General features: G+C 43.1%; 13 protein-coding genes and 1 pseudogene. 13 read left to right on the top strand and 1 reads right to left on the bottom strand.

Annotated features, from left to right (window positions below):
* Positions 1 to 16 precede the first annotated feature (16 nt).
* The 5 genes from ruvB (at position 17) to CSV61_RS09155 (ending at position 4,292) form a co-directional block, all read left to right on the top strand.
* Positions 17 to 1,015: a Holliday junction branch migration DNA helicase RuvB gene (ruvB, locus tag CSV61_RS09175; protein WP_083031781.1), complete on the top strand. Its 999-nt coding sequence runs from the start codon at positions 17 to 19 to the stop codon at positions 1,013 to 1,015.
* A gap of 18 nt (positions 1,016 to 1,033) precedes the next feature.
* A complete protein-coding gene (gene queA / locus CSV61_RS09170) occupies positions 1,034 to 2,086 on the top strand; it encodes a tRNA preQ1(34) S-adenosylmethionine ribosyltransferase-isomerase QueA (protein ID WP_099638978.1) in 1,053 nt (350 codons plus the stop codon).
* Positions 2,087 to 3,226: a tRNA guanosine(34) transglycosylase Tgt gene (gene tgt, locus CSV61_RS09165; protein ID WP_099638977.1), complete on the top strand. Its 1,140-nt coding sequence runs from the start codon at positions 2,087 to 2,089 to the stop codon at positions 3,224 to 3,226.
* A gap of 47 nt (positions 3,227 to 3,273) precedes the next feature.
* Positions 3,274 to 3,540, top strand: coding sequence for a preprotein translocase subunit YajC (gene yajC, locus CSV61_RS09160; protein ID WP_369802807.1), 267 nt, complete (start codon positions 3,274 to 3,276; stop codon positions 3,538 to 3,540).
* Between the two features lie 107 nt (positions 3,541 to 3,647).
* Positions 3,648 to 4,292, top strand: coding sequence for a DUF421 domain-containing protein (locus CSV61_RS09155; protein ID WP_099638976.1), 645 nt, complete (start codon positions 3,648 to 3,650; stop codon positions 4,290 to 4,292).
* Here CSV61_RS09155 and CSV61_RS09150 read toward each other — a convergent pair.
* Positions 4,279 to 5,796 (bottom strand): putative polysaccharide biosynthesis protein, encoded by a 1,518-nt coding sequence (locus CSV61_RS09150; protein ID WP_099638975.1) that lies wholly within the window; start codon positions 5,794 to 5,796, stop codon positions 4,279 to 4,281. The genes CSV61_RS09155 and CSV61_RS09150 overlap by 14 nt on opposite strands.
* A gap of 131 nt (positions 5,797 to 5,927) precedes the next feature.
* Here CSV61_RS09150 and CSV61_RS09145 point away from each other — a divergent pair, with 131 nt between their 5' ends.
* The 8 genes and pseudogenes from CSV61_RS09145 to CSV61_RS09115 all read left to right on the top strand — a co-directional run bounded on the left by CSV61_RS09145 (position 5,928) and on the right by CSV61_RS09115 (position 15,182).
* The gene (locus CSV61_RS09145) at positions 5,928 to 6,239 is read left to right on the top strand and encodes a post-transcriptional regulator (protein WP_158233825.1); all 312 of its coding nucleotides are present in this window, start codon (positions 5,928 to 5,930) and stop codon (positions 6,237 to 6,239) included.
* 130 nt (positions 6,240 to 6,369) lie between these two features.
* Positions 6,370 to 8,637 (top strand): protein translocase subunit SecDF, encoded by a 2,268-nt coding sequence (secDF, locus tag CSV61_RS09140; RefSeq protein WP_099638973.1) that lies wholly within the window; start codon positions 6,370 to 6,372, stop codon positions 8,635 to 8,637.
* 73 nt (positions 8,638 to 8,710) lie between these two features.
* Positions 8,711 to 9,070, top strand: coding sequence for a LapA family protein (locus CSV61_RS09135; RefSeq protein ID WP_083031761.1), 360 nt, complete (start codon positions 8,711 to 8,713; stop codon positions 9,068 to 9,070).
* Between the two features lie 478 nt (positions 9,071 to 9,548).
* Positions 9,549 to 9,839 (top strand): single-stranded DNA-binding protein, encoded by a 291-nt coding sequence (locus CSV61_RS09130; RefSeq protein ID WP_083031758.1) that lies wholly within the window; start codon positions 9,549 to 9,551, stop codon positions 9,837 to 9,839.
* 785 nt (positions 9,840 to 10,624) lie between these two features.
* On the top strand, positions 10,625 to 12,442 hold the full coding sequence (ltrA, locus tag CSV61_RS09125) for a group II intron reverse transcriptase/maturase (RefSeq protein WP_483315641.1): 1,818 nt from the start codon (positions 10,625 to 10,627) through the stop codon (positions 12,440 to 12,442).
* Between the two features lie 179 nt (positions 12,443 to 12,621).
* Positions 12,622 to 14,004: pseudogene (gene recJ / locus CSV61_RS09120) on the top strand (single-stranded-DNA-specific exonuclease RecJ); the annotation flags it as partial.
* 33 nt (positions 14,005 to 14,037) lie between these two features.
* Positions 14,038 to 14,679, top strand: coding sequence for a single-stranded-DNA-specific exonuclease C-terminal domain-containing protein (locus CSV61_RS17190; protein WP_255408181.1), 642 nt, complete (start codon positions 14,038 to 14,040; stop codon positions 14,677 to 14,679).
* Positions 14,670 to 15,182: an adenine phosphoribosyltransferase gene (locus tag CSV61_RS09115; RefSeq protein ID WP_083031751.1), complete on the top strand. Its 513-nt coding sequence runs from the start codon at positions 14,670 to 14,672 to the stop codon at positions 15,180 to 15,182. The genes CSV61_RS17190 and CSV61_RS09115 overlap by 10 nt, the downstream gene beginning before the upstream one ends.
* Positions 15,183 to 15,242: the final 60 nt, after the last annotated feature.

Here is a 15,242-nt window from a genome sequence, read left to right as displayed (position 1 = left end):
GATGGAGGTGGTTTCAATGGATGAACGCATACTGACGAATGAAGCAACGGATTTTGATGATAGTTTTGAACAATCATTACGCCCGCAATTATTGCAACAATATATCGGTCAGCAACAAGCGAAAGATAATTTATCGATTTTTATCGAGGCGGCAAAAAAGCGGGAAGAAAGTTTGGATCATGTGTTGTTATACGGTCCTCCTGGGCTTGGAAAGACGACGCTCGCTACGGTGATCGGCAATGAAATGGGTGTGAATGTCCGCATGACGAGCGGTCCTGCTATTGAACGTCCGGGTGACTTGGCGGCAGTGGTATCTTCATTGGAGCCGGGCGACGTCCTGTTCATCGATGAAATTCATCGGCTAAACCGCGCGATTGAAGAAGTGCTGTATCCAGCGATGGAGGATTTCTGTCTCGATATTATGGTTGGAAAAGGTCCGACGGCACGGTCTGTACGACTAGACTTGCCGCCGTTTACATTGATCGGTGCAACGACGCGTGCAGGGGCATTGTCTGCACCGCTACGTGACCGTTTCGGAGTACCGCTTCGACTTGAGTATTATGAAGTGGAATCATTGACGGAGATCGTTATTCGAAGCGCGAATTTATTTGGCGTGGACATCGATCCGCAAGCAGCTGTCGAACTGGCGAAACGCTCTCGCGGAACACCGCGTATTGCCAATCGTCTATTGCGAAGAGTGCGCGATTATGCACAAGTGCGCGGGAACGGGATCATTACACATTCGATTGCACAAGAAGCGCTCGATATGTTACAAGTGGATCATCATGGACTCGATCAAATCGACCATCAGTTGCTCCATAGCATGATTGAACGGTTCCGCGGGGGGCCAGTCGGCATCGATACACTTGCTGCAAGTATTGGGGAAGAGTCGGTGACGATCGAAGACGTCTATGAGCCGTATTTATTACAAATGGGATTTATTCAACGTACATCAAGAGGTCGGATGGCGACAGAAAAGGCTTACGAGCATTTCGGCTATCCGCTTCCTGAGTGACAGATAGGAGTTAGCAGGATGGAAGTAGAAGACTTTGATTTTGATTTACCAGAACATTTAATTGCTCAAACACCGCTTTTAGATCGCACAGCGAGCCGTTTACTCGTCATGGGGCGTGATACCGGTACGGTTACACATAAGCATTTCCGTGATTTAGTGGATGAACTAGAAGCAGGGGACTTGCTAGTGTTGAATGATACAAAAGTATTGCCGGCGCGTTTGATCGGGACGAAAGAAGAAACTGGCGCGACGATTGAAGTGTTGTTATTAAAAGAGACAGGTGATGACCGCTGGGAAACGTTGGTTAAGCCTTCAAAACGTATTAAAGTAGGGACGGTCGTGACGTTTGGTGACGGCTTGTTGCAGGCTGAATGTACCGCTCTCGGTGAACAAGGCGGGCGCGAATTCAAATTTAGTTATGACGGCATTTTCTATGAATTGCTCGATCAGCTCGGACAGATGCCATTGCCTCCATATATTACCGAGACATTAGAAGATCAGACGCGCTATCAAACCGTTTTCGCCAAAGAGCGTGGATCTGCGGCAGCACCTACAGCGGGCTTGCACTTCACCGATGAAATCTTGGATGCATTGCGTGAAAAAGGCGTGCAGATCGCGTTCATTACATTGCACGTTGGACTGGGTACATTCCGTCCTGTTAGTGTAGATTCAATTGAAGATCACACGATGCATGCGGAATACTATGTCATGACGGAAGAGACAGCGGCACTTGTTCGCGAGACAAAAGCGAATGGCGGCAATGTAGTGGCGGTCGGTACGACGTCTACACGGACGCTTGAAACCATCGCTTCAGAGAATAATGGGGAAGTCGTCGCAGCAAGCGGCTGGACTTCGATATTTATTTATCCTGGGTATGAGTTTAAAGCAATTGACGGTTTGGTGACGAATTTTCACTTGCCAAAATCTACACTATTGATGCTGTTATCGGCATTTGCCGGACGTGATCATGTCATGCATGCATATGAACAAGCCGTGAAAGAGCAGTATCGATTTTTCAGTTTTGGCGACGCGATGTTTATTCGCCCAGCTACAAGAAAGGAACGAGGTTAATTGGCAGCTATTACGTACGAACATATCAAAACATGTAAACAAACGGGTGCGCGACTTGGAATTGTTCACACGCCACACGGTTCATTTGAAACTCCTGCTTTCATGCCGGTCGGAACACAAGCTACGGTCAAAACGATGGCTCCCGAAGAATTGAAGGCGATGGGTGCAGGGATTATTTTAAGCAACACGTATCATTTATGGTTACGTCCGGGTAATGAAATTGTGAAAAAAGCAGGCGGATTACATAAATTCATGAACTGGGATCGTCCCATTTTAACGGATTCCGGCGGCTTCCAAGTATTTTCCTTAAGTAAGTTCCGCGATATTAAAGAAGAAGGCGTGCATTTCCGTAATCATATTAATGGAGATAAGCTATTTTTGAGTCCAGAAAAAGCAATGGAAATCCAAAACGATTTAGGTGCCGACATTATGATGGCGTTTGATGAATGTCCTCCATTTCCTGCGACGCATGAGTATATGAAAGCCAGTGTCGAGCGTACATCACGATGGGCTGAACGTTGCCTTGAAGCACATGGACGTCCAATAGATCAAGGACTATTCGGTATCGTACAAGGTGGCGAATTTGAAGATCTTCGTAAGCAAAGTGCACGTGATCTAGTATCGATGGATTTCCCAGGCTACGCAATCGGTGGATTGTCTGTCGGGGAACCGAAAGATATTATGAATAACGTGTTGGAGTTTACGACACCACTGCTTCCACAAGATAAGCCTCGTTATTTAATGGGTGTTGGATCTCCAGACTCATTGATCGACGGTGCGATCCGTGGAATCGATATGTTCGACTGTGTCTTGCCGACGCGTATTGCACGTAACGGTACGTTGATGACAAGTGAAGGTCGTGTAGTTGTCAAAAATGCGAAATATGAACGAGATTTTGGTCCACTTGATCCGAACTGTGATTGTTATGCGTGCAAAAACTATAGTCGTGCCTATATTCGACATTTAATACGTGCGGGTGAAACATTTGGCATACGGTTGACGTCCTATCATAACCTGCACTTCTTGCTGAATTTAATGGAGCAAGTGCGTCAGGCAATACGTGAAGATCGCCTCGGTGATTTCCGCGAAGAGTTTTTTGAGCAATACGGCTTTAACAAACCGAATGCAAAAAACTTTTAAATCTTGTATAATAAAAAATGATGCTTCAGGAAGGGGGAAAATATTTAATGATGGAACAATACGGTGGTATTTTCACACTAGTCATCATGGTGGCTATTATGTGGTTTTTACTTATTCGTCCTGCTCAGAAGAGACAGAAAGCAGCGAAAGAGATGCAAAATAGTTTAAAGCGTGGAGACGAAGTAGTCACAATCGGTGGTATTCATGGTACTGTGGATGCAGTAGATGAAACTTCTATTTTCTTGCGTGTATCGGACACTACAGTTTTGCGTTTTGACAAGCAAGCGGTAGGTAGAGTCGCAACAGCGTCATAAGTAAAAGCGGAAATTATTGGTTTATCCATAGATTTCCGCTTTTTTGTTTGCTTACGTATAGAAAAAAGATCTGCTGACACACTAAGTGTGAAGGAGGCAGATCTGCTGTGCATGAGTTACTAATTATCGGGTTGCGTACGGTGTTTTTATATGTTTTTCTTCTTGTGATATTACGAATTATGGGAAAACGAGAAGTTGGTGAATTGGGTGTCATAGATATCGTCGTCTTTATCATTATGGCGGAAGTAGCTGCAATGATTGTAGAATCTCCCGATAAACCGATTATTGAAGGGATTCTTCCAATCCTCCTATTGCTGGTCATTCAATATATATCCTCCATGATTTCATTGAAAAGTAAAAAGTTTCGTGATGTAGTCGATGGCGATCCGACGTTAATTATTCGACATGGGGTGATCCAGGAAGAAGAAATGCGTAAACAGCGTTATAACCTGGATGACTTATTCCAACAGTTACGAGAGAATCAAGTCGGTTCTATTCATAGTGTCACGTTTGCGTATCTCGAATCTTCTGGAAATTTATCTGTATTCACTAAAGACGGTGACATGCCAATTGTTGGCTTAGTCCTCGATGGGGAAATACAGCCCGAGCATTTAAAGTTGATTGGCAAGACGGAAGACTGGTTGTTACGAAAATTACGTGCTAAACACATTACCGATTTGAGCACGATCTTCTATTGCTCCTTTGAAAAAGGGGAAATTAAAGTTCAATTGAAAAATATTAATACCGTTTAACTAAATTCCGTAGCATGACAAAGTCCTGTGTTTTGATTTGTCTCGTCAACAATAATAAAACCAACAGCACACCGGACGTAATGGCGCACTCCACAAATAGATGATGGGAGCCAATTGGAAGGAAAATTGGACGAATGACGACGGTCAGCAAGAACACGATATAGGTCATCGCGAACATGGAAAATCCAGTAGCGGTCGATTTATTTTGACGTAGTGTGGCGATATGCAAGAAAGATGTAACGAGTACACCGAAACCGATCGCGAGAACAGCACCTGTTTCTTGTAGACCTGGTTGTGATGCTAAAATGAACATCACCGCAAGCTTTGCGATCCCTCCGTAAACGGAGTTCAGCATACCGGCTTTCGCATCACCTGTTGCCTGTAAGATGGAATAGAGTGGGCTTTGAATATAATAAAAGAAGAAAATGGGTGCGAGCAACGTCATATAGCTGCCACCTTCTACTATATGGAATAACTTCTCTGCAAGCTCTTGGCCATGCATATAAAATACGGTAGCTGCAAATGCACCGGTTAAGGCAGATAAACGCAATGCCAAGTGAATGCGTTCTTGCAACTTTTTGACGTTACTCGAAGCGGCTGCCCCACTGACAGCCGGGACGAGCACGACGGATAATGCGTATGGAATGAATGCAGGAAACAATAATAACGGAATAAGTACCCCTGAAATAACCCCATACAATGAAGTGGCGGCTACGGTTCCAACGCCTGCCATGGAAAGCGCGCGTAAAAAGATAATGGGCTCTAGAAACCATGTGAACGTCCCAAATAGTCGACTGCCTGACGAAGGAAGTGCCACCTCAAGAATCGGCTCCATTGGATAGCGCGGTTCTTTTCTCTGTGGCTTCGGTTGTTTCTTTTGTTGCTGATGGTATTTGTATAGAAGATAAAGTACCGACACGATTTCAGCAAGGAATGTCACAGCCATCGCATACGCCGCATTCATCATAGGATCTTCTGGAGCTAGAATGTATGGCAACATCCATGTGATCAATAATATACGAAAGATTTGTTCGATCACTTGTGCCCATGCAGTTTCCTCAATACGTGAAATCCCTTGAAAATATCCTCTGATTAACCCACCAATGGAAGCGATAGGTACGATAGCGAGTGCTACGTATAATGCAGTGGAAGTTGCACTGTTCCCAAGTAAAGTTTCAGCTAAAAAAGGAATGAAAAGAATACACGCGGGAATGAAGACTGCACCAGATAAAATCGTGATAAATGTGGCGGTTCTCATAACTTGTCGCAATTGTACGGTGCCGCCCTGTGCTTTTAATTCCGCTATCACTTTCGCAATTGCAGTGGGTACACCAATCTGTACTAAGGAGAGGAAAAAGATGAATGCCGGGTATGCGGTCATATAGATCCCGACGGTTTCTTCTCCTGCTACCCGCATAAATTGAATTCGATAGACGAAGCCGAGTAATTTTGATAAAAACACGGCCGCCATCAAAAAAATCGTCCCCCGAATAAATGATGACATCCTACACCACTCCTTCTGATTTGCCACGTTTTCCAATACAATGAGAATGCTTGGGCAAAACCCAAATATAGTTAAGTGTATGTGATATAATCAAGTTTATTCCGGAACTATACACGAGGGGGGAAGTGGCGTTGGATCAACAGTTGATAGACTTATATAGACAGTTGTTCCCTGCACTAGAAAGTAAAAAGAAAGAATTGACGTTTTACGGCTACTCGGAGATTACGGAGGAAGATTTACTGAAATATGTAGTGGAGAAAAAGTGGCGGAAAAAAGATATTTCTGCGATGCGTTCTTATGAAATGATTTCGGATGTTTTGGCCATTACGGCGGCACAGTTCATGACGCATACGCAAACCGAAGCTCAACGCAACAGTGAAGATGTGTTGGAGTTGAGTAAAGAGGAATGGTCTGTGTTATTTTCGCCTAAAAAAGCGGATTGATTTGCAATTCCTATCATGAAGTATTTGACACAGACAACCTACTGTTTCATAATTGGTATGTTGTACAATGAGAGAAGAAAGTACATAACAGGTGCTATGCCGCTCTAGTATATGAGGGGGAAAAGGAAATATGAAAAACAGAGGAAGGATCGTCGCATTTTTGCTGCTTATCGTTATTTTAGCATCAACGGTATTTTCCACGACGAGTCCGATTTTAAAAGACGTCAAGTTAGGCCTTGACTTACAGGGTGGTTTCGAAGTTCTGTATCAAGTGAAACCATTGAAAGAAGGACAAAAGATTACGGAGTCAACAGTTGCCGATACGGCACGTGCGTTGACGAATCGTATTGACGTGCTCGGTGTTAACGAACCTAGCATCCAAATCGAATCAAACAACCGAATCCGCGTTCAGCTTGCCGGGGTAGAAGATCAGGAAACTGCCCGTGAATTATTATCCACCCAAGCCAACCTATCATTCCGTAATGCGAATGATGAATTGATGCTTGACGGAAATGATTTGAAAGAAGGTAAAGCAAAAGCCAATTTCGATGAAAATAACAACCCTGTTGTTACATTGGAAATGAAAGATCCAAATAAATTTGGAGAAGTTACTTCAGAAATTGCAGCAATGAAGCCGGATAACATGCTCGTTATTTGGTTGGACTTCATCGAAGGAGAACACTCCTTTAAAGAAGAAGCAATGAAGGCGGACCCTGCTTTCATCTCGGCTCCGTATGTGTCTAAAACGATTAACTCTTCAAATGTTGAGATCTCAGGTAACTTCTCTATTGAAGAGACGAAAAACTTAGCGGGTATTTTGAACGCTGGTGCATTGCCTGTTGATTTAGAAGAAATTTACTCGACTTCTGTCGGTGCGCAATTTGGTGAACAAGCACTAGATAAAACGATATTTGCTGGAATTGTCGGTGTCAGCTTAGTCTTTATCTTTATGGCACTCTATTACCGTTTACCAGGGATTATCGCAGTCGTCACACTCTCTGTTTATATCTTTTTGATTTTGCTAGTGTTCACATTAATCAATGGGGTATTGACACTACCAGGTATTGCCGCATTAATGCTCGGGGTCGGTATGGCAGTCGATGCCAACATCATCACCTATGAGCGGATTAAAGAAGAATTGCGTGTCGGAAAATCGATTAAAACGTCCTTTACGGCCGGAGCGAAGTCTTCGTTCACCGCAATCCTCGATGCGAACATCACGACACTCTTAGCAGCAGTCGTATTGTTCATTTACGGTACAAGCTCTGTTAAAGGTTTCGCAACCATGCTCATTATTAGTATTTTGGTCAGTTTCCTAACAGCGGTTTGGGGATCTCGTCTATTGCTTGGACTACTCGTTCACAGTGGATACCTCGACAATAAAGTAGGCTGGTTTGGATTAAACAAGAAACAAGTTCATTCAGCAGATGAAGGCTATGAGACATTGGATCTCACGACGAAATTTGATCGTTTTGATTTCGTTCATTCGAGAAAACGTTTCTATACTTTCTCTGTCGTCTTGTTGCTTGTCGGGGCTATCATGCTCGGTGTCTTCAAGCTCAACTTGGGAATCGACTTCTCAGGCGGTACACGTGTGGAAATGCTTGCTGAACAACAGCTCGATGAAACGGAAGTAACAAAACTTCTTGAAGAAATCGGCCACCCAACGTCCGACGTCGTCATTTCAGGCGATGACAAGAACATTGCGGTTGCACGATATAAAGAAGACTTCGGACAAGAAGAAGTCAATAAAATCAAAAAAGAGCTATCTGAAGTATACGGTGCAGAACCAAACGTTTCGACGGTTTCCAATACGGTAGGAAAAGAGCTCGTGCGTAATGCGATATCTGCACTAGCAATTGCGGCTCTAGGGATCATCATCTACGTCGCGTTCCGTTTCGAATGGCGCATGGGTCTAGCAGCAATTATCGGTTTACTGCATGACGCATTCTTCATGATTGCGATCTTCAGTATTTTGCGACTTGAAGTAGACATCACATTCATCGCAGCGGTACTGACGATTATCGGTTACTCTATTAACGATACGATCGTCACCTTCGATAGAATACGTGAAAACTTGAATCGTTCGAAGCATATTAATAATGACGACGAGTTGGCAGCAATCGTCAATAAATCATTACGACAAACACTTGGCCGTTCAGTTAATACGGTGTTGACAGTCATCTTCGTTGTAGCGGCACTAATGGCACTCGGTGCAGAATCGATTCGCCCATTCTCCGTCGCTCTATTGATCGGTTTGCTGGCAGGTACGTATTCTTCCATCTTCATTTCTTCTCAACTTTGGTTCGACCTAAAGAGAAAGCAAATTTCGAAGAATGGTGGAATGAAAGTAGAAAAAGAGAAAAAACAATGGGGCTCAGACGAACCGGTTGTATAATACGTTTGAACTATATAAAGAGCAGGGTATACTTCGGTATATCCTGCTTTTTTTGAATGGAGGAACAAGGCATATGAGATTTCAATGGACGGTTTTAGTCGGTTTGTTATTTGCTGTGTTAATCGCATTGTTTGCTGTATTTAATGTAGAGTCTGTACCGGTTAATTACTTCTTTGGTACGGAAATGATCCCGCTTGTGCTCATTATCCTGGGGTCAGCATTACTTGGCGCGGTCATTAGTGGTTTCTTCGCTATTTATAAATCGTATCGTAGTGGACGACGTGTGAAGGAGTTGGAAAAGCAGTTGCAGGTGAAGGAAGAAGAGTTGACAGCGCAGCGTAGACAAATGCAAGAAATGGAAGAGCGCATCGATGCATTGATGGAGCCACCACTAGTTCAAGCGGAGATTATTCCACCGAAAGAGTTGTATTGAATAGGTCTTACCACAGCAGGTTATGATGTGCGACTTGCTGTGGTTTTTTGTTCGTTGTTAAGGGGGGAAATGCGATAGTGATACGGTATTTTGCTTGGGTCCGTAATAAGTGGCTCTCGTTGTGGTTTTGGTAGGTGCTTTTCTATATATGAACATAAAACAGGACTTTATTTAGTCTAAAAAGTAAGCTACGTATTATCCATTCAGTTGTCTTATGTCGAAAGGCAATCCCTTACGTCGCATAGAAAGAAAACGACAGTAGTTGATCTGCGTTTCAGGCGGCGACTCCCGATGGATCAGCCTGACAGGTGAGACAACTAAAGGGAGCTTGCGACCTAGTTGGCTCACCGCGGGCCCATGGGAAAGCGTCCGCCTGGAACGCAGATCAACGGCGCCATCCCACTCCCAATCTTCCCATATCGTTTCCTTTCAGTCTCCATCCACATTCGCTATAATAAGAACAGAGGATGTGAAAGCATTGATACAATCCAAAAAAAGATGGCAAATTGATCGGCCAGACGAAGAACTCGTCAATCAGCTCGCGAAAGACTTGAACCTCTCCACGATGCTGACGAAAATACTTGTCGCACGCGGAATCACCACAAGCGAACAAGCAAACGCGTACTTGCACATGGACGAGTCCAACTTGCATGATCCATTTTTATTACACGACATGCAAACAGCCGTCGATCGCATCCGACATGCAATCGACACACAACAACAATTTACAATATTTGGAGATTATGACGCGGGTGCGACACGTTTCTAACTGAAAAGGTTAGACACTAGGGAGTCGAATAAAATCCCTAGGAGAACTGATTTCTTGATAGGTGGAATGATTGGGTAACGCCTTGAAACGCCTACTCTAATACTCCGACATGCCTTCTCAATGGTTAAATTGAAAGGTGTGAAGCTCGGTGAAGTCGGCAGAGAGATACCGTAAGTTAGGGAAAGCATAGCGAGTACCTGACACGAAAACTGTCCAGAGGTGGATGGTGTTTCCTATATGCCGGGAGTCCATAAAATATCTATGGTTAGAATGTGCTGCAGAAGCACTGACGAATCTCTGAATGTACGGGTCTAGACGTAGTTGTCACAGAAATGTGACAGGTGGCAGTGCCATCGTATGTGTGGGCGAGTAAAAATCTGGCGTTATGAAAACCCATAACTTGTTATAGGCAAGTTCAAGCATACAGGACTATAGGAGAAACCTAAGGATATATGTAAGGATAAAGAAATTGGAACGTGGAAAGCGATGGATGTGGAGGTATTAACCTACCTACGAAGCAGTTTGGTATATAAAGGGGCGACCTATTAAAACTGATTTACCATTCGTGAGAGTGGAGCCATAGTACACCTTTGAAACCATGATAATAAGTGGTGGAGGAATAGGCTCTAGTCGGAAATTTCAAAGACTTATAAATGCATAACAGACACAGATTCGAGTATGACTAAAAGAATCACCACTTGAGAGAGGGGTTGATGTCTGTGGCAAATTCACAAATCGTTAAACATGTTAAAAAGTCCAAGCTCAGAAACGCAGAGTATTATCACATGCAAGATACATTTGACATGTTGCATGAACAAAGCAAAAATGACAGTTCTTTTAAAAACTTAATGTCCATGATTAGTTCAGTTGAAAACATTAAGTTGGCGTATCGAAATATCAAGAAAAATACAGGCAGCAAAACGGCTGGTGTAGATGGTCGAACAATCGATCATATTTCCGAGCTGACCGAAGAGCAATTTGTTGGTTTTGTTAGAAACAAACTGCGAGATTATAAACCGAAAGCAGTTAGACGGGTAGAAATACCAAAGCCAAATGGAAAAAGTAGACCTTTAGGAATTCCTGCTATTTGGGATAGGATCGTCCAACAATGTATATTGCAAATTCTTGAACCCATAGTGGAAGCAAAATTCTCGGGGAGAAGTCATGGATTTAGACCGAACCGCTCAGTAGAGAATGCGATAGCTCAAAGTTATCGTCTTATGCAGAATTCAAAAATGTCATATGTAATTGATATAGACATTAAGGGATTCTTCGATAACGTGTCCCATGCCAAGTTGTTAAAACAAATGTGGGCAATGGGTATTCAAGATAAGAATTTACTCACTATTATTTCGAAAATGCTTAAAGCAAAAATCAAGTTGCCGGATGGTCGAATCATTGAGAATGAGAAAGGTACGCCACAAGGTGGCATCCTATCTCCATTATTATCTAATATTGTTCTTAATGAACTTGACCGTTGGATTGAAAGCCAATGGGAGACAATCCCTATCTGCGAAGATAAAATAATCAGACGTGAAGATCGTGGGAATTCCACGGACAAAGGAAATCAATATAAATCGTTACGTAAAACTAACTTGAAAGAATGTTATATTGTTCGATATGCAGATGATTTCAAAATCTTTTGCAGTAATCCTAATCACGCCAAAAGATTATTTATCGCAGTACAAAAATGGCTGAAAGAAAGACTTGGTTTAGAAATAAGCGAGGATAAATCAAAAATAGTGAATCTCAAAAAGGGTTACTCAGAATTCCTAGGGTTTAAGATGAAGTTAATTCCAAAAGGCGAGAAATGGGTTGTGAAAAGTCATATGTGCGACAAAGCAGTTCAACGCACAAAGAAAAACTTGAAGCAAATCATAAACGGTATTCGATATGATAGCGGTGTTAACGACCAAGCAAGAAAAATAGCACTCTACAACTCGACTGTAATAGGACTTCATCAATATTTCCGTACCGCTACAATGATTTCTGAAGACATGGGGAACATTGCATACGAAGTGAATGCATGTATGAAAGACCATCGTATGAAAAGGCGAATTAAGAAAACAGGTGTGATAACATCTGATTTTATTAAGAAAGAATACGGGAAGAGCAAACAATTAAGATTTATATCACGCGATCCGCTACTTCCAATTGGATATATTAAACATAAGAATCCGATGATGAAGGCTAACACAGTTAATGCATATACAAAAGAAGGCAGAGAAGAAATTCACAAAAATCTGGCGACTGTTGATATCACTATACTTCGATTTCTGATGGAGCATCCAATTCCACAGCGAAGTATAGAGTACAACGATAATCGTATTGCATTATACTGTGCACAAAGAGGGAAATGCCATGTAACAGGGCAAATGTTAAACCCGATGACGATTCATTGCCATCACAAAGTACCACGGTTGCAAGGTGGTACTGACCAATATAACAACCTCTGTCTCGTTGATAAAGACATTCACATCTTAATCCATGCAAAAGATGAAGAAATAATCTCAAAGTATAAAAAGTTACTAACCAACTCACAAAGCCTGAATAAAATAAATACGCTACGAAAGAAACTGGAACTACAGCAAGTAACACTCTAATTGGACGATTAGACATACCAACGAACAAGTGAATTCTGTTAAGTTATGTAGATTACCAAAGTTTTGAAATTTTTCGATGGAACGCCGTGTGAGGTGAAAGTCTCACGCACGGTGTGAAGTGGGGGAAAAGCCGGAGATAACTTTCAAAGGTTTACCTATCACTATATGGCGTAACAAGCGTCACCGTGCTAACGACCGCGCTCGAACGTCTTGGCGCGAAAGTGAACTTCGCGATTCCAAACCGTTTCGAACACGGCTACGGACCGAACAGCGACTATTTTGAACAACTACATACAGAAGGCACAGAAGTTCTGATCACAGTAGACAACGGAATCTCAGGCATCGAGCAAATCGCCTTCGCGAAGTCGCTTGGGATGACGGTCATCGTAACGGATCACCACGAAATGGGCGACGTATTACCCGAGGCGGACGCGGTCATTCACCCCCGACATCCAGAAGGCAATTATCCATTCGCAGAACTCGCAGGTGTAGGGGTGGCGTTCAAACTAGCCTCTGCTTTACTCGGAAAGCCGCCGCTCGACCTGCTGGAATTCGTGGCAATCGGTACAATCGCAGACTTGGTACCGCTAGAAGATGAAAATCGTTATATGGTCAAAGAAGGAATCCGCAGATTACGCCGCACGCAGCGCCCTGGAATTAAAGCATTAATGCAAGTGAGTGGTCATGAACAGAACGCTTTATCAGAAGAAACGATCGGCTTTACGATCGGACCTCGTTTAAACGCCCCGGGTCGACTTGGTGACGCAGATCCAGCGGTTGATTTACTAAAGTCAGAAGATGAGCAACAAGCGCTTGGAATTGCGGAAGAATTGAATGATTTGAATAAAGAACGGCAACAATTAGTGAAAGAAATTGCAAAAGAAGCGCAAGAGCAAGTGGAAATCCGTTATGGCGATCATGTGCCTCACGTGTTAGTCATAGAAGGTGAAGGTTGGAATCCGGGGGTCGTTGGCATTGTGTCATCGAGACTGACGGAGAAATACTACCGTCCATCCATCATCTTGTCGCTTGATCGAGAAACAGGAATGGCCAAAGGTTCTGCACGCAGTATTGAGGGCTTTGATTTGTATAAGGAACTATCGAAAAATGCATCGATCCTGCCACATTTCGGAGGGCATGCGATGGCTGCCGGGATGTCTTTGAAAATAGAAGACGTTGAATTATTGCGTTCGAATTTGAATGAACAGGCGAAAGAAGTATTGACGACAGAAGATTTGCAACCTATAGTATCCATCGATGTGCCGTTGGCGTTGGATGAAATAGATATTGCGTCGATCGAAGCGCTGGAAAAAATTCGACCGTTTGGTATGGGATTCCCGAAACCCGTTTTCTTATTAGAACAGCTCGATACGATCTCTGTCCGTAAAATCGGCTCAGCGAAAGATCATTTAAAGCTTGAAATGGGTGATCGTAGTGAACGTCTAGATGCGATATTTTTTGGTGCAGGAGCATTGGCGGACGAAATGGCACCGCAAAGTAAGCTTAGTTTGACGGGTGATCTGCAAATTAACGAATGGAACGGTAACAAAAAAGCCCAATTACTTGTCGAAGATGTAAAGTGTGACGAGTGGCAGTTGTTCGATTACCGTGGAATTCGAGATCCTGCTAGATGGTTGCCAATGATTCCAGATCAAGCACAATTTATTGCGTTTAGTGAAGAAGCGATTCAACATTTTGCACCGTTCTTTAAAAACATTCCAATCGCTTTGATTGGGCGCGACGAACTTCACCCGTCTTTTTCTATCGTATTACTCGATATGCCATCAGCTGAAGAACAGTTGAAGCAAGTAATGGAAAAGACGCTTGCTGGCCGAGTGTATCTACATCTGCATGTACATGATTCGATGTACTTCGAAAAGATGCCGGATCGTCAACAATTTGGTTGGTATTACAGCTTTTTGAAAAAACGTGAGACATTTGATCTGCATAATCAAATCGATATGCTTTCCAAACATAAAGGTTGGAAAAAAGATGTGATAAAATTCATGACAAAAGTGTTTTATGAACTAGAATTTGTTACACTAGAGAATGGTAAGGTGACGATGCTTACTTCTGCAGGTAAACGTGACTTGGCAGAAGCGCCATCCTATAAAAAACGCCAACAGCAGATCAAACTAGAAGAGTTGTTGCTTTATGCTCCGTATCAGGACTTAAAGAAAGTATTCGACTCTTTACGCGAGACGGAAGCTGTTGAGGAGGAAAAATTGTGGACTTAAAAAAGTATGTAACGACTGTAGACGATTATCCGAAGCCGGGTGTCAGCTTTAAGGACATCACGACGATCATGGATAACGGGGAAGCATATAAATATGCGACAGACCAAATTGTCGAGTATGCGAAAGGATTAAACGTCGATATTATCGTAGGCCCAGAAGCACGCGGTTTCATCATCGGATGTCCTGTTGCTTATGCGCTTGAAATCGGTTTTGCACCGGTTCGTAAGCCTGGCAAGTTACCACGCGAAACGATTTCGGTCTTTTATGACTTGGAGTATGGACAAGATGAGTTAACGATTCACAAAGATGCTATCAAGCCTGGCCAACGTGTTCTCGTAGTTGATGATTTACTGGCAACTGGCGGTACAGTCGGTGCGACAGTCGAATTGATTGAGAAACTTGGTGGTGTAGTAGCTGGCTGTGCATTCTTGATCGAACTTTCGTACTTGAATGGTCGCAAAAAGTTGACGAATGAAAATATCAAGGCATTAATTACGTACTGATGGGGAATCCTTCGCTTAATGCGGAGGATTCTTGCTATATAGATAGAGGCACTGGGTTTG

This window comes from Sporosarcina sp. P3 (assembly GCF_002743415.1).
In the GTDB taxonomy this organism is placed as follows: domain Bacteria; phylum Bacillota; class Bacilli; order Bacillales_A; family Planococcaceae; genus Sporosarcina; species Sporosarcina ureae_A.
Note: the sequence above shows the minus strand (reverse complement) of the source record. Positions and strands in the feature narration are given on the sequence as shown.